Consider the following 15,675-nt stretch of genomic DNA (forward strand, 5'->3'; position numbering starts at 1 on the left):
GGGTTGCGAAAAAAAACAGCAGCTTACAGGCCAGTAATCTCATCTTCGAAAGGACGTATCCAGGTTTTAGGGTAAAACGATTCTTTTTGGGTCATCAGGTCGACTTCGGGGTCAATGAAGGTGGTGCCCAGACGCCCGTTCAAGCTGACATAACTTTCAACGAAAATAGCAAGGTCACCATGCCCCGATTCAGTAAAATGCCGATGTAGGTAGTGGGCGTATTCCAAGATAAAATCAGGTTGAAAAGCCATTTGTTTTTCTTGGAAGGCCGTCAGGAAATCGGAATTGTCGACATAGAACCACCGGCCACTCGCTTTATCAACGATTTTGAATTGGGCGTAGCCCGACTTTTCCATCAACATGACCCGCCAGCTAAAGCGATATCCTTCTTCGGTCCAGAACAGCTCTCCTGGATAGGCGAGATACCGCCACGGCAAAAGCAATTGTATCAAAAAGAACGCCATGACGATGCCGCGATTCACGGTCTTGGATCGCCAGCACGCCTCCCCCTCGAAACGTTTTTTAGATATTCCCAAAACAGTCGAGATGGCCCGTAGTATTTTATGATGGAATCCGGAATCGAAGAAGATCAGGGCAGAAACGATCATGATATAAGGGAACATCCCGATCGGAAACAACACCCGGGTCAAAACGTGAAATACGACGACCAAAACAAATGCGAGCCAGCGGGTCGGCTTGAACCACAATAAAAACGGGATGGCCAGATCGTAAAGGGCACCTCCCCAGCTAAAAGCATAATGGACCCATTCCTTCCCCAGCAGTCCACCGATTACCGGGATATCGAATTTCGAGGGCAACCAAATCTTTAAAGGCATGGCGTTGAGCAACCAATCGGAGTTCAGCTTGGCCAATCCCGCGTAGAAATACACAATACACAAGAGTAATTTCAAAGCATCGATCGTCCATCTTGGCACGCGCTGAAAGGCCTTTTTGGGATTGCGAATGGCATCCACCGAAAAATAGCCGCCAGCCGGCAAAAACAACAACAAAAAAGCCAGGATGCTGATGAAATAGTAATGGTTTAAGTAAGTGGTCTTGTCCATCAGCTCGATATAGGTAAAGCTGAGAAAGAAAATGAAGACCGACCAACGATATCGAAACCCAAGGGCGATACCAATGGCCGAGAGCGCACAGAGGGCAAATATCATATAGGTGAAACCACCCAAAGGCTTGACCCATTCAAAACCGTAATATGAAAAATGGAACCCGGGCTCGAGATATAGTTTTTCGATCCACCCATAGGCCCAAAACCGAAGGATGCTAAGCAACATCATCAGACCGAAAAAAATGCGAAAGACCGCCAAAGGGGCGGCCTCAACTTCGTGATCCAAATATGTCTTGAACCGATTGCCCATTTAATCGCCGTCGGCATCTACAAAATCGATCGCAATGCTCATGGCCGAAACCATATCGACTTTGAGCAAGGGAACGGCACGTTGCACCTCATCATAGGCCAACAACATATCGGTGGGCGGATTGTTGTTCGCGATTTCGTCTGAAAAACTGTTCAGGGTCTCGACCATGGTACGGGCGGTATCGAACTGATCGTTGATCAAGGCATCGAGTGCGACCCCATCTTTGACCGTATTCAAATCCTGTAGGTAGCTCGCCAATCCCTCACCCATCTGTTCGCTTCCGAAGTGTTTGCCGTTGAAGAAATCTTGAACGGCCTGCAATCCGACTAAAAAGAGCTCATTGCTCACCCCAGGACGGTACAGGGCTTCGATAGTATTCGGAGCGGTCGTACCACTAAAGACACCCAATGGAATCCCCATTTTACCGGCACGGAGGAATTTTTCATAGTAAAAGATGAAATCGTTGACAAAACGATCTACGGAAGCGGTGGCCGAGGCCCCATCGTTTTGGACGAAGGTGTCGCGATACCCACTGGTCCATGCATCACGTACCGTGGTGACCTGTTGTTCGATATCATCCAACAAGTCTTGGGCATAATCGAAATACGCTTGCCCTGTGCCGGCATCGGCAAAGACCGCAACGATCTGGGCATCGTCATCGCCCAAGCCATTGATCAGGTAATCGAGGGCCGGGAACCCTTTGGTGTCGCGATTGGATGGCAAGGCAAGATCGTAAGAACCGCTAGCGATATGATCCTCGATCAAGGTGATATCGGAGGGGTAGGTATTGATATTCAAACGTAGGCCATCGTCTTCGGCCGGGCCGATTTCATACAAGGAAACCCGTTGCCAAGCCTTATAGGCGGTCAACCAGGCCTCGCGAAGGGCAGAAAGGGTCACCGTACTGGGGTCGTCTTGAAAATTGGTGAAAGCCGCCTGAAAAGCTTGCTGATCGATCAAAAAGGCATTGTAAGCCGGTACGATGATGTTGTCGGCCCAATTGGTCAATAGGGCCCCACGATCGAAACTGACCGAAGTGCCGTCATCATCACTGACCATACCATCATCATCGCTGATGCTGATATCATCATCGGTATTGGGTTCCTCCGAACCATTGTCGGAACTACAGGCCCAAACCACTAGGGGAACGATCAGTGCCAAGGTGTACCATTTCAATTTCATGCAGCTATTTTTATTTATTCTAAGTAAAGGTGCCAAATATAAGGAAAGAGATGGATCTATGCGGGCACGAATCCATCTCTTTTTCAAATCTTATCCAAGCATGTCTAAAAGGTCAACCTGATTAGCTTCCGGCTTGTTCGACGGTGAAATCGAAACGCTCGGCAATGGCTGCCGAAATCGCATCCAAGGTAGCGGGGGTGACATCCCACAGACCGTTAGCCCCGTCATCCAACAAATCGACCAAGAACGCATCGACCTCGGCCTTGGTAAAGTAAGGCGCATCCGAATTCGGTTGGCGGGTGAATTGTAGGCTGTAAATAAAGCCATAGCCTTCTGAAAGGTCATGGAAACCACCACCGAAATCAGGACTGGGTTGATCCAAGGCGTTCTTTCCTTGTTGTAGGTAGTAGACCGCACGCACTCCGATTACGGTAGAAACCAGTTCGCGGAGGAGGTTTGCCTGTTCGTTACGCACGCTATAGTCTTTCGCAACGATTGCGGCACGGCCCAACTTAAAAGCTTGGAAGATAGCATCGGTAATTCCGGCGAAATCGTCATCGCCTTCTACCCTACCGATGTATTTGTTCAAAAAGCTATCGTCATCACCGATGGTCGGTCTTGGATCGGCCAAATCTTGGGCGGTGCCGAAGGCATACCCATAGGCTTCGTCCCAATCGTGCTCCATATCGGTATAGTTTTTACCATCGACCAAGGTGCCGGCGTCATTGGCCTCCTCGAACTGGTCCAAAACATTCGCACTGGTATAGTTGTTCAACATCTGGTCTACCATAAGGGCACCGATTAAGGATTTGTTGAACAATTGGTTCATTTCCAAGCCCCGGGCATCGATATAACGGGTCGAAGAACCGTCGGCTATCTGTCCGGCTACACCGGCGGATGCGGCTTCGTTCCAACGTGGGAAAACCTCATCGACCTGGGTCTGGATCCAGCCTTCGAAATCGGCACGGATCAAGGCTTGGTCAGTGGCATTACCGGAGAAAAAGTCAAAAGAAGCGGCTGTTTTTCCGCGAACACTCTTATCGGAAGCGTTCAAATCGGGATCGGAGAAATCCATGGCTCCTTCCACGTGTGCGAACATGGCGTTCAACACCGCTGCGGTCGTGGTTTCATCCTTCATTTTGTCAATGATCTCTTCCGACATCAAAATACGGGTAGTTTGCCCACTGAAGCTCACCGAACTTTCCCCGTCACGGGTAAAGACGAAGGTCGCGGGATTGTCTATGGCCGCTGCACAGGGTGTACAGGCAGTACCCCCACAATCGACGCCTTCCTCATCACCGTTTTGGATGCCATCATCGCAGGTGGCCATGGCTTGCATGTCGTCATCCATTGCGTCGTCATCATCGGAACAGGCCCAAAAAAGTGTGATACATAGGAGGGGAAATAGGTATTTTTTCATGTTAAATTTTATTTAGATTAGTTTTAAATAGTATTGGCCCACAAATATATTCTCCCCCATCGGGATGGCAAATTTTATTTAGACTTATTTTAATTAATCTTTAATATTTAACACTTCCACCCAACGGCTCTTTGAACCTCATTCATTTTAACTATTTGACAATATGTGCTTTAGGATGTTTTAGGAGTCCCTGTTAGTAACAGTCCATTTTCAACTGCTCTTGGTGATCGAAGTCGCTAAGGGGTTTGCCCAAGTGCTTTTGACTAATGCTTCCCAAGACCTCCAAGACCGCATTTTGCATGGCCAGGGAACCACAGATCATAAAAACCGCACCTGCTTCCAATTGGGAGGCGATTTCCTTGGCATTCCGTCCCATTACTTCTTGAACATAAAGACGATCGCCTTCTTGAGACAGGGCTTGATGGTAACGTTGTAATTTGCTCTGGGCTTGGGCTTCGTCCAAATACGGACGGTAAAGCGCTGCGGAAGCTTGGGTACGGCCGCCCCAATACAGGTCGATGGGGATGCCTTTGGTGTTCTCATCCAACACCCCTAAAAAAGGCGCGATTCCCGTACCGTTGGCGATACAGACCACTTCCGGTGCGAAATCAGGTACATGAAAGTCGTAGTTGCGTTTGATGCCACCGCGAACCGTCTGCCCGGCTTCCAGGGCGAGCAATTGGTTGGAACAGGCCCCGAATTCGTGCTTCTTGATGCTTAGTAATACGCTGTCTTGGTATTTCGCGATGCTGTACCAACGGGCTTGCCCGTCTTCTGGCACGATTTCCCAAAGATCCCCGGATCGGAACTTCATCTTCCGGCCGGGTTGCAAGCGGAGCAGGTAGGTGTCATCCACATTTAAGGCAGAACGTTCGAGTACCTCAAAGTCCCGTGCCTTGACCAGCTTTCGCTTTTTCTTGAGGGATGGAAGGTCGAGCACCGTCCCGGTTTGCTGCCCCCAGGCTTTGGCCCAGTCTTGAAAAGCCTCATAGGATTGGTTGTTGATTTTGTATACCGGTAGGGTCGGATGCAGTTCGGTTTGCTGGGCCAACCATCCCTCCAAATCCACCCCGAATTGGCAATAACTTGGGTAAGTCAGCGAACCAAAGGCGACCACGCTGTAGCCCATTTGCCTTTCTTGTTGTACCGCCCCTAAAAGCGCTTCGATATGCCGGGCGTTGGTCGGGGCCTCCCCTTCCCCATAGGTGGCCGTTAAAAACAGCAGCTGCTCCGCATTTTTATAGGTCCTATAGGCATTGATCTCGGCGACCAGGACCGATTTTCCAGCTTGGGTCAGCGCCGCTTCCAAGGCTTGGGCGAAACCGTAGGTGGTACCCGTTTCGGACCCCACCAAGATGATATGGGTACAGGCATCGGGATCCACCAGCACACTAGCAGTCTTCGTATTCCGAATACGCTTGCGCCACATCACATAACCGGAATACACAAAGAAGAGGATGCCCAGACTGACCAAAAAGAGCACCAACGACCAAGCGATGGACCCCTGGCCGGTATGCAGCACGAGGCTCCAGCGGTTCGCCAGAAAGGCGAATGGATAAGGTTGTTCGCTCAGGATGTCACCGGTGTATTGATGTATGGCCATTTCCTTCCCCCGCAGGGCCAATTCAAAATAGTCTTCCGGGAACTCCGAAAAGGGATAGGTCAAGGAACGTACCTCATCCCAAGTCGTTGTTTTGAAAATCGGCAATTGGGCCGCATCGATCGGGTCGAAATCCGCATCGGAAAGGGCTACTTCGTGTACGATCCGGGTCGGGGGAATCAAGCCGAATTTCTCTGCCGACAAGTAAACTCCGGTGGCGGCGACCACAATGATGGGTAGTAAGAGCCAGCGACCGAAAACAACATGATACCGCAGCTCGAAATAATCCTTCTGGACTTTGGAGAACAGTTTGACCCAGCCTCCTTGTCGCTTCACCAGCAAGAGCAATCCGGTTACGGCGAGCAGGCACAGTAAAAAGGACACCAGACCTACCGTAAAACGGCCAATCTTTTTCAAAAACAGGGAGCGGTGCAGGTTGGTGGTAAATTGAAAGATGGGATGCTGTGGCGTCGGCCGGCCTAAGGTCGCCCCGGTACGGGGATTCACATAGACGGTTTCACTAGTGCCTTCCTTGGTGACCACATCGGCCAAGACAAAGCCGTCTGCATCCAGGGTCAGGGTCAAGACCTCATCGTATTCCCCGGCCATCACCGTCATGGTCTCGGCCAAGGTAACGGACCCTAGTGCAACAGGCTGGTAGGGTTTGACGGCCGTCTGTATGGGTTCAAAAGCCAGTATGGCTCCCGTTAGCGCTGCCAAAACCAAAAAAAGCCCTGAAACCAGGGCCAATGTCATATGGGTATACCGCCAAATGGATAGGGTCATACGCTGCTTATTGGGGCATGATACGAATATACCGTATAAATCCCTTGCCTTCTTGCTTCGATTTTAGGTTTTCGGTGGTCAACGCGAACTCCAGGTCGTCGGCATAGTATTCCTGATCTTCGACGGCCGATTCAAAACGCAACGTATGTCCCGAATCGATCTTATCGACCGGAATCTGCAATACGGTGAGTTTTCGTTGCCCCCCGGCGACCGTTTCCCCTACGATCGCGTCCAAATCAGGGCGGCGGATGCCGTAGAGGTTTTTCCACCATTCCGTAATATCACGGTACCATTCGCTGTCTTCGCCCTGCACATAAAGGGTTTCAAGGTAGGCGCCTTCGGCATCCAAGATCGAGACCACCACATAGGCCCCTTCTCCTTCATAATTCGTCAATTGGATCAAGCATTTGTAGTTGGCGGTGTCGGCGGGCCGAAAGGCATAGAGGCCTACAACTGCAACTACTAGTAAGGTTCTCCAAAGGTTTTTCATGTACTTAACGTTTTAGGAAGTCCAAGGCTTCCTGCTGGGATTGTAACAATTCGTTTTCACTGGCCAGATCGAACACCGATTCTTCAAAATCGGTCTTGACCGAAAGGTCGGCCCCTTGGGCGATCAGGTATTTTAAAATCTTGGTATCGGCGGTCGACATGGCGGCCAAATGTAAGGCCGTATTGCCTTCGTCGTTCTTTTGATCGATGGCGATTCCGGCATCGGCCAGGCGTTTCAACAAGGCCAGGTTATTGTTTTTGGCTGCCAAATGCAACAAGGTATTGCCATCATGCTGGGCCGTGTCCAAACGAAGCCCGGCTTGGATCAAAAGCGTCAATTTGGCCTCGAAATCCGCAGCATCCGTTGCCCTGAAATTCGGGAGCAGGTAATAAGCCAGCGAATTGCCTTTGGCATCGACCACCGAGGCGTCGGCCCCCTGCTCCAGCAGGTAAGCGACCACTTCCGGTTGGTTTCGTTGTACGGCCAAGGTCAGGGCCGATTGGCCTTTTTCGTTCCGTACATTGACATCCTCGATATAGGTGTTCAAGAAGGCGACTACGGCTTTGCTATTCGATCGTGCGGCATTCATCAAAGGGGTTTGCCCAGATCCATCTTGCAGGTTGGCATCCAATCCCGCATCCGTCAAATGCTCATACAAGGAAAGGTCCGTATTGTTGGCCGCGATTAAGTGGATCAGGTTCTGACCATCGGTATTGATTGTAGCTGCGGCCAATCCCAATCCCTCCAAATACGTAAAAACGGCCTTACCGTTCTGATGTCCCCGGGTACCGCGAGCCGCCATGAACAAGGCATTCTCTTGCTTGGCATTGGTGATTGTGGTGGGTACGCCTTGGGCCGCAAGCGCCTTCAGGACATCAAGATTCCCTCCTTTGGCCGCATAGGCGAAGAGGCCGTTTTGGTCGGTATCGACACTTTCAAAAGACAAGCCTTTGTCTTTGAAGTAGTTGATAGGGGTCAGATCCTTGGCGTAAGAGGCGACCAACAGCAGCGCATTGGCGCCACTGCGTGTGGTGGATTTGATATCGGCCCCATGCTCCAAAAGGAAATCGAAGAGTCGGGCATCGGTCTGTCCGGTACCCAAGGCGAAATTCAAGACGGAATTGCCATGGGCATCATTGATATCGGCTTTTGCGCCTCGGTCGACCAACCACTGCATGATCTCAAGGTTATTGCGGTAGGCGGCCCAAAAGATATAAGTACGCCCGTCGTGGGTCAGTTTGTCAACGGCATTGCCTTTTTGCTCCATCATATGGAGGATCGTCGGGTTGTCGGCCCTTTCGATCAAGGCATAGCAGACCCCGTCGAACATAGCACGGTTCAAGGCGGTGGGGTCATTCCCCTCCGCAATTGCGGCATCGACGGCTGCTATGCTAGGCTTGGCTTTCCAGAAGCTGCGTTGTAGAAAGACGTTTTCTTGGGCGGTGACGGACAAGCTCAACCAAAGCAGTCCGAACAATAGGTTATACGGCTTCATCTTACTTGCTTTTGGAGGCTTCATCGGTTGCAGGGATCACAAAGGATTCGATGACCGCATCGATGGCGGACTTTTCGACCAATTCCTCATTAAAAAGATGCTTGTACAAGACCTTGTTATCCACCTTTTCTTTCAGCTGCAAATCGGTATTTCGGCCGTAGACTTCGTCCCATTTCGAACGTACAGTGGCCCATTTGTCGTAATGCTTCGTCCACCAATCGGCAGCGGCCTGGCAACGGGCATCGTCGACCTTGACATAGGTGTTATACCCTTTCTCCTTGGCCAATACCAAATCGGCTTCCCCTTCTTTACGCAAGACCTTGCTGTTGTCCTGATCGTGCACCCAACCGTAATCGGTCACCTCATGGCGATTGCCCCGCATGGTGATGTTGTAATCGGCGCGGGTGGTATACTCGCGACGTGGTAAGGGGGCCGGGGTGGTGTTTTCCCAATAGCTTTTGCCATCGACGTGTACCCAAGTCGCCGATCCCTCGTAGCGTGGACTGTCATCGACCTGATATACTTTTTGGGTCCACTGCCCGGCTACAGCTTCGGGGGATTTTCCGCTAAAGGTCCATTCGTTGTCCCCGTTGTATTGATATAGTGCGGTGTTCTCGAACAGCCAATCTTGACGCCAGTGTTTGACGATATACGGATTCGCGGGATCCCCGACCTGTAGAAGGTGTTGGATGACCACCTTATCATCGGCATCGGTGACCAATTGGGCCCATTCCAAGCCCTTATCGACCTTGGTCTTTGAGGGTTTGTACAGCGAGTCTTGGCTATAGTTAAAGGTCTCCGCGAAGTTGAAGGTGACTTCGAAACAGCCGCACATGGCTTTGATGGCGGCCTTGTCTTGCTCCCGTTTTTCTTGGGCTGATAGGGATAGCACACCGAATATAAGCAGGGCGAAGTAAAGGGATTTTCTTTTCATAGTGGTGGTACGTTTTAGTAGTTCTGTTAAAACTGGAAAATAGTTTAATTTTATTTAGACTGATTTTAAATAAGAATCTATATTTGCTCCAAATTTACGTGGAATGAGTCTAAATAAAAATATTTTGGTGTGGTTTTTATGCACCAATTGGGCAATTTTAACAGTCGCCCAATCGACAGGCACCGAAGAAGGCTCCTTTCAACAACAAGAACTCGAAGAAGTGGTGGTCACCGCCACCCGCACGCTACGGCAGTTGTCGTCCCTCCCCCTACCCGTGACCCTCATCGCCCAGAAACAGCTCCAACGGTCGGGTGTCACCCGGCTGAACGAGATTTTAAACGAGCAAACGGGCATCGTCATGACCCCCGACGTGACGATCGGCGGAGGTGAGGGCGTACAGATCCAAGGGATCGCCTCCGACTATGTGCTGGTCCTTATTGATGGGGTGCCCGTGGTGGGGCGCAGCAGTGGCAATCTCGACCTAAGCCGTTTCGCCATCGGCAACATCAAACAGATCGAGGTGGTCAAAGGGCCTTCCTCCAGCCTTTTCGGCTCCGAAGCCTTGGGCGGGGTGATCAACATTATTACCGAAAAGCCGAAAAGCGAAGCCTTGAGCGGACAAGTGGCCCACCGGGCCGGGAGTTTCAACAACCAAAACACCACCATCAGTCTTAACCAACGTCAGGGGGCTTTGGGCTATTCGGTCTTTGTAGATCGTCTGAGCACCGACGGCTTCGATCTGAACCCCGGTTCGGAAGGGCAGACGGTAAACCCCTTTTTCAACTACACGGTGAACGGTCGCCTGTTCGCCGAGCTCTCCCCAAAACTGCGCCTCTTTGCCTCGGGCCGCTACTTTTTGCAGGATTTCGACATCCCTTCCGGCACCAGTGAAGAGCGCGACGGCAATGCCCATCTGCGCTTTGATTACCGTCCTTCCGAAAAAACGGACTGGGCCTATGAATTCTATTACACCAATTATGTGACCAACGAGCAGACCATCGACCCGATCGATAACGACATCCTACTCGACAACGACTTCGACCAGCGTTTGTTTCGGCCCGAAATCCGCTACAACCATCGTTTTCAAGAACAGCATACGCTGACCTTGGGCGGCGGGGTGAATTTCGAAAGCTTAGACCGTTCCCTCTTTGCGGAACAGGTGCGCTTCAACTCCCAATACCTCTTTGCCCAATACGATTTCAAACCCCTGAAGCGGCTGAACCTCATTGTGGGGGCGCGCTTCGACCACCACAGCGAATACAACGCCCAATTGAGCCCCAAACTATCGGCCCGTTATGACTTCAATGCGAACTGGCATGTTAAGGGTTCGGTAGGGAGTGGCTTCAAGGCCCCCGATTTTCGACAATTGTATTTGGATTTCACCAATGCGGCCGGGGGTGGGTATTCGGTTTTTGGGAAGGAAGTCGAACGGGCGGGCATCGAACGGCTGCAGGCCGCCAACGAAATCGCCAACCTGGCGGTGGACGTCAACGCCCTGGGCGATCCTTTGGATGCCGAAAGTTCGGTGGGCTACAACCTTGGGTTCGGCTATACCCAAGGCCGCTTGCGTGCCTCGGTCAACCTGTTCCGCAACGATTTCACCAACCTGATCGACACCCGTATTTTGGCGGCCAAAACCAACGGGCAGAACGTTTTCGGTTATATCAACCGCGAAAGCGTCTACACCCAGGGGGTGGAAGTCGACCTGAATTACAAGTTGATTACAGGCCTGACCCTATCGACCGGCTACCAATTGCTGTACGCCTTCGACAAGGACAAGGAGGATGCCATCGCGAATGGCGAGGTGTTCGGGCGGGACCCGGAGACCTTGGAAACCATCCGTCTGGAGCGCAGCGACTACTTCGGTTTGGAGAACCGTTCGCGCCACACCTTGAACGCCAAGCTATTTTATGAGCTGCCCGAATGGAAGGCCAACGCCAACCTGCGGGTGGTCTATCGCAGCCGCTTCGGCCTTACCGACCGCAATGGTAACGACCTTTTGGACGATTTCGACAATGCCTTTGTCTCTGGCTATGCCCTGGTGAACCTCAGCTTGGGCAAGACTTTTTATGAACACTACCAGCTACAGTTAGGGGCCAACAACCTTTTGGATTTCAAAGGCTCCAACCCCCTGGCGACCCAAGACAACGAGCAGTTGATCAACCCGGGGCGGCAACTTTTCGCACGATTTACTTTTAATTTTTAACATACGAACACTATGAAAACTACCCTTAAATTATGCAGTCTTTTATTTCTATTCCTCGGCTTCGTTGCCTGTAGCGACGATGACGAAGGTCCTGTGGCCGTCGAGTTCACGGTGACGGCGATCAGTCCCGAATCGGGTACTGTCGGTACCGAGATCACCATTACGGGCACCGATTTCCCTACCGATGCCGAGGCCGTCGATTTGACCTTCGGCGGAGTGGCCGCGACCATCAGCAGTATCAGCGCTACCCAAATCGTGACCAGCGTACCGGCGGGAGCCAGTTCAGGCACCGTCAGCATCGCCGCAAACGGTTTTACGAAAACCACGCCGACCAGCTTTACCGTGTTGGCGGCATTGCAAAGCGCGACTATGGAAAACCTTGAAGCCCCACAAACGGGAGGACAAGGACAGCCAGTGGGCGGACCCTTCGCCAAGTTCAGCTTTGCGACCGGAGCGGTGACGGATAGCGCTACGGAATGGGACATCGCCTTTCGGGGTACGACGATCGCCATCAACGGCGGAGCGGTGACCGGCACGGCCGATGAACCCGAGCGTAACGGAAACGGAGGGGCGTCGATCGCCACCGGCACCTTTGCCGATGTGGTATCGGCAGTCGGCTTGGATTTTGCCGAGGATGCCGATGCGGCCTTTGCCATCCCCACCGGAAGCGACAACGGCTGGTACAATTACAACCCGGCGACTTTCACGATCAGTCCCATCCCAGGACGCATCTTGGTCATCCGCACCCACGACGGCCACTATGCCAAGGTGGAGGTCTTGAGTTATTATAGGGATGCCCCGGCCCAACCGGATGCTTTTGTGGACGAGTCACGGGTCTATACCTTCAACTATGTGTACAACCCCAATGCCGGGGATACGAATTTGGCGGAATAAACAATTCGGAAGGACGCCAGCCTTCCCATTTTAAGTTTGAGTTTGTTAGCGACCGGGGGCGAGAGCCTCCGGTTTTTTTGAGCGCGTTAAGAAGCGGCAATTAGGCCCTCCACCACCGTTTGGCCCATTTCGTAAGAAAACCTTCGTTAATACCCTGATTTTTAGAGGAAAACCCTAGAATTTTTGAGGCTTTTCGTAATGGTTTCAAAATTGGGGTCGGTATCTTGGGAGGGCAAGTGCTTTCATCAGTTAATTCCTCAAAAAGATGGCCCTATCAGCGATAAAGCGGCACGTAAAACATGCAAATATGATCAATGATCTTATATTATTGTTAGGTGTAATAATAAAATATGATTGAAAACTTTATCCATTTTATTAAAAAGTACTGTCAAGTAGTTTCATTAGACATTGATAAAACTGAAGCGCAAGCTAACAGAGATAGATTGCAAATAGCTGTACTTAAGCTTTACTACGGACTGGATGGCAAAACCAGATCCGTAAAAGAGATTTCCCTTCTGAAGGATATTTCAGGCCAATCAGTTCGTACTAGACGATCAGATGCATTAAAAACAATTAAGAGTTTATTAGAATCAGATGAACAAAAAGACATTTATGAATATAGAAAAGATCAAGTAGACGAATTTGTTCAAGAATTACGATTGAAAAAAGTGCTTTCGCTTACCGAACTAAAAAGCATCATTCTGCACAAATACGAAACTAGCTATGAAGAAAATGAAGGATATTTCAATTTAATATTTGATGTATATGGTTTCACTATTCGCCGTCCTATAACTCATTATTTGTCTGAGAACACATTTCTAGTTTGTGATGAGAATATTGATGTCAACGAATTCATAGATATTGCTTATAATGTTTACATCGAGATAGAATCAAACATTATTCCTATTGAGGATGATGATCTAATTATTGGTATCAGGAGTAAGCAATCCAAAATTAAAGGTGATCAAATTATTTTAGCTGCAAATACTATAGATGAAGTAGAATCATTTGATAGCCACGGAAAGAAGTATTTTCAGATAAAGTTTCATAAACTTTCAGCAGCTACAGATATGGCGTATAGAATTCTGTTTAACAATGGAAGCAAAATGAAACTGACCGAAATTTTGAAAGAAATAAATCATGCGCTTGTAAATACGCCAAGGAAAAGAATTACCAAATTAAGTTTAAATAACCAAATGAATTCTGTTGATAAATTCACCCCTCTCGGTAGGACTGGAGTTTGGACTTTAACAGAATGGGGAGAAGAAAATCTCTCGATCTTTGATTTAATTACAAATGTCTTGAATCATTTCAATGAACCTTTATTTAGACAAAAAATAATTGACCATATACGAAAGGACAGACCTTTTATTCCCGCGAAGTCTATAGATGCCTGTCTTTATAATAAGCGCTTCATACAATTAGATAACAATAAGTTCATTCTTTCAGATTGGAAAGACCTTTATAAAGAGAAAATAACCAAGAAGAAAAAGAGCAGTCGGAGTCAAAGGGATAACATGGTGAAAGATCAGATAAAGAAGGCTGCATTAAATATGTTTAATGAGAACAATTTAACTCAGATTCACTTAAGTATTATAGCGAATAAATTAAATAAAGATTTTGACTATCCTAAAGCCTCGATATATAAGTGTATATCAGAAAACCCTGAATTTCAGACAATAGAAACCAAATCAAATAAGAAGATTGTAACAATGAAATTATCTAAGGAATCCGAGGAACAACCGACAAAAGCGACGAGCGTATTCGTTTCGTACAGTTGGGAAAGTGAAGAATATAAAGAAAAGGTCATCTCATTTACCAACTTCCTGCGTCAAAAAGGATTCATGGCAGACATGGACGTAAAATTAATGCAAGAGGAATCTGCTACAGATTTCAATCAACTTATGCATGAAGGAATATTGAAAAGGGACAAGGTTATTGTCTTACTATCTGAAACATATAAAAAGAAGGCTGAAAATTTTGAAGGAGGCGTTGGTAAAGAATACAGTTATATTATCAAGGATATTAAAAAGAATCCATCAAAGTACATATTTGCTTCTTTTGAGGACGTGAATACTGCATTAATTGAGAAAATAGCACCAATTGAATTTTCTAGTCGACATATTGTAAGCCTAAAAAAGGATGAGAACAAGAATTTCATGGAGTTAATTTCAAAGTTGACTGATGCCAAACAATATGTATTTAGTGATGTTGCCTCTTCAACACCCATAACAGAACAAAGAGAAATTAAGCCATTTACCTTAAAATAAAATACACCTAACAAAACCTAAGCGGTATTGAAACGACCGCTTAGCTTGAAACCGTTGTATACAATTTAAATAAACAATGGAAAAACCATTTGGAGATAGATTAAACGAAATGATTAATGATACAAGGGGCGTTTTATTTCTTCAAGGAGAAATGGCTCAATTAACATATATTTCGTACGAAAAGTTTATTGAATCCATAAATAGTGACGAATCAGAAACAATACCAATTACTTATCCTATTGGACTTCGACCTGACAATACTTTAATTAACCGTACTCGTGATTATACTAAACAAGAATTAATTGAACGATATCAGTTATTAGCTTTAGATAAGTTACCAATTGATGGTATCTTAAAATTGGTCACTTTAATGGAAACTCTCTTAAATGATATTTTGCGAAAAATATTGATAGAATATCCGAGTAAAATACCTAACAAAAGAAAAATTGATGTTGAAAAAGCGCTTAATGCAACCTCGCTAGAGGAAATCAAATTGTATATAGTTGATAATATCTTGAATGATATCGCTTATAAATCACCAAAAGATTACGCTGATGAATTTAATACATATGTCGGTGTCAACTTATTGGAAAATCCAATTTTTCATAAGTATATCGAACTAAAAGCCACAAGGGATATTCATATTCACAATAATGGAATAGCCAATGAAATATACCGAGCGAAATCTGGTGTCATGGCTAGAATAAATACCGATGCATTTTTACCCGTCACGGTTCAATACTTCCTGCAATCTTATGAATGTTGTTTACAATTGAATGAACTTATTGAAGTAGAATTGGATAAAATTTGGCCAAGTCAAGAATATAGGAAAGGTAAGACTAAAGCATCATCAGCAACTGAAGAAAAAGAAAGTGTTGATGAAAAAGCAATTGAGGAATCTACAAAACAAAAAGAAACTGAAAAATAACGGCAACAACATCCGCTAAATTTTACAATTGCAATGCTTTAACTTGAAACATAGAAACCATCCCTTGCTAGCGCTCGTCTTCGACGGCGGCTTC

11 protein-coding genes are annotated in these 15,675 nt (G+C 47.8%); 4 read left to right on the forward strand and 7 right to left on the reverse strand.

What is annotated here, in order from left to right:
• Positions 1–23: 23 nt before the first annotated feature.
• From ABV409_RS11850 to ABV409_RS11880, 7 genes are all read right to left on the reverse strand, one after another.
• Complete coding sequence (locus ABV409_RS11850) at positions 24–1,376, reverse strand: HTTM domain-containing protein (RefSeq protein ID WP_353877802.1); 1,353 nt, start codon at positions 1,374–1,376, stop codon at positions 24–26.
• Positions 1,377–2,558, reverse strand: a complete 1,182-nt coding sequence (locus tag ABV409_RS11855) for an imelysin family protein (protein WP_353877803.1) — start codon at positions 2,556–2,558, stop codon at positions 1,377–1,379.
• Positions 2,559–2,679: 121 nt separating this feature from the next.
• Positions 2,680–3,978 carry a DUF4856 domain-containing protein gene (locus ABV409_RS11860; RefSeq protein WP_353877804.1) on the reverse strand — a complete coding sequence of 433 codons (1,299 nt, stop codon included), beginning with the start codon at positions 3,976–3,978 and terminating at the stop codon, positions 2,680–2,682.
• A 193-nt stretch (positions 3,979–4,171) separates the two neighbouring features.
• A complete protein-coding gene (locus ABV409_RS11865; RefSeq protein ID WP_353877805.1) occupies positions 4,172–6,364 on the reverse strand; it encodes a PepSY domain-containing protein in 2,193 nt (730 codons plus the stop codon).
• A gap of 7 nt (positions 6,365–6,371) precedes the next feature.
• Positions 6,372–6,854 (reverse strand): DUF2271 domain-containing protein, encoded by a 483-nt coding sequence (locus tag ABV409_RS11870; protein WP_353877806.1) that lies wholly within the window; start codon positions 6,852–6,854, stop codon positions 6,372–6,374.
• A 4-nt stretch (positions 6,855–6,858) separates the two neighbouring features.
• Positions 6,859–8,349, reverse strand: coding sequence for an ankyrin repeat domain-containing protein (locus tag ABV409_RS11875; RefSeq protein WP_353877807.1), 1,491 nt, complete (start codon positions 8,347–8,349; stop codon positions 6,859–6,861).
• A gap of 1 nt (position 8,350) precedes the next feature.
• Positions 8,351–9,283 (reverse strand): DUF6607 family protein, encoded by a 933-nt coding sequence (locus tag ABV409_RS11880; RefSeq protein ID WP_353877808.1) that lies wholly within the window; start codon positions 9,281–9,283, stop codon positions 8,351–8,353.
• 103 nt (positions 9,284–9,386) lie between these two features.
• Here ABV409_RS11880 and ABV409_RS11885 point away from each other — a divergent pair, with 103 nt between their 5' ends.
• From ABV409_RS11885 to ABV409_RS11900, 4 genes are all read left to right on the forward strand, one after another.
• Complete coding sequence (locus tag ABV409_RS11885) at positions 9,387–11,489, forward strand: TonB-dependent receptor plug domain-containing protein (protein WP_353877809.1); 2,103 nt, start codon at positions 9,387–9,389, stop codon at positions 11,487–11,489.
• A gap of 12 nt (positions 11,490–11,501) precedes the next feature.
• Entirely contained in the window at positions 11,502–12,383 is an 882-nt protein-coding gene (locus ABV409_RS11890) for an IPT/TIG domain-containing protein (protein WP_353877810.1), read from the forward strand.
• 350 nt (positions 12,384–12,733) lie between these two features.
• Positions 12,734–14,653: an SEFIR domain-containing protein gene (locus ABV409_RS11895; RefSeq protein ID WP_353877811.1), complete on the forward strand. Its 1,920-nt coding sequence runs from the start codon at positions 12,734–12,736 to the stop codon at positions 14,651–14,653.
• Positions 14,654–14,729: 76 nt separating this feature from the next.
• On the forward strand, positions 14,730–15,581 hold the full coding sequence (locus ABV409_RS11900; protein WP_353877812.1) for a hypothetical protein: 852 nt from the start codon (positions 14,730–14,732) through the stop codon (positions 15,579–15,581).
• The last annotated feature ends 94 nt before the right edge of the window (positions 15,582–15,675 follow it).

Source organism: Flagellimonas algarum (assembly GCF_040513375.1).
Lineage (GTDB): Bacteria > Bacteroidota > Bacteroidia > Flavobacteriales > Flavobacteriaceae > Flagellimonas_B > Flagellimonas_B algarum.

What these genes read in the sequence shown, in the direction of transcription:
- ABV409_RS11895 (WP_353877811.1), top strand. Translation starts at nt 12,734, where the DNA reads ATGATTGAAAACTTTATCCATTTTATTAAAAAGTACTGTCAAGTAGTT.
- ABV409_RS11870 (WP_353877806.1), bottom strand. Translation starts at nt 6,854, where the DNA reads ATGAAAAACCTTTGGAGAACCTTACTAGTAGTTGCAGTTGTAGGCCTC.
- ABV409_RS11900 (WP_353877812.1), top strand. Translation starts at nt 14,730, where the DNA reads ATGGAAAAACCATTTGGAGATAGATTAAACGAAATGATTAATGATACA.
- ABV409_RS11850 (WP_353877802.1), bottom strand. Translation starts at nt 1,376, where the DNA reads ATGGGCAATCGGTTCAAGACATATTTGGATCACGAAGTTGAGGCCGCC.
- ABV409_RS11855 (WP_353877803.1), bottom strand. Translation starts at nt 2,558, where the DNA reads ATGAAATTGAAATGGTACACCTTGGCACTGATCGTTCCCCTAGTGGTT.
- ABV409_RS11875 (WP_353877807.1), bottom strand. Translation starts at nt 8,349, where the DNA reads ATGAAGCCGTATAACCTATTGTTCGGACTGCTTTGGTTGAGCTTGTCC.
- ABV409_RS11880 (WP_353877808.1), bottom strand. Translation starts at nt 9,283, where the DNA reads ATGAAAAGAAAATCCCTTTACTTCGCCCTGCTTATATTCGGTGTGCTA.
- ABV409_RS11860 (WP_353877804.1), bottom strand. Translation starts at nt 3,978, where the DNA reads ATGAAAAAATACCTATTTCCCCTCCTATGTATCACACTTTTTTGGGCC.
- ABV409_RS11890 (WP_353877810.1), top strand. Translation starts at nt 11,502, where the DNA reads ATGAAAACTACCCTTAAATTATGCAGTCTTTTATTTCTATTCCTCGGC.
- ABV409_RS11865 (WP_353877805.1), bottom strand. Translation starts at nt 6,364, where the DNA reads ATGACCCTATCCATTTGGCGGTATACCCATATGACATTGGCCCTGGTT.
- ABV409_RS11885 (WP_353877809.1), top strand. Translation starts at nt 9,387, where the DNA reads ATGAGTCTAAATAAAAATATTTTGGTGTGGTTTTTATGCACCAATTGG.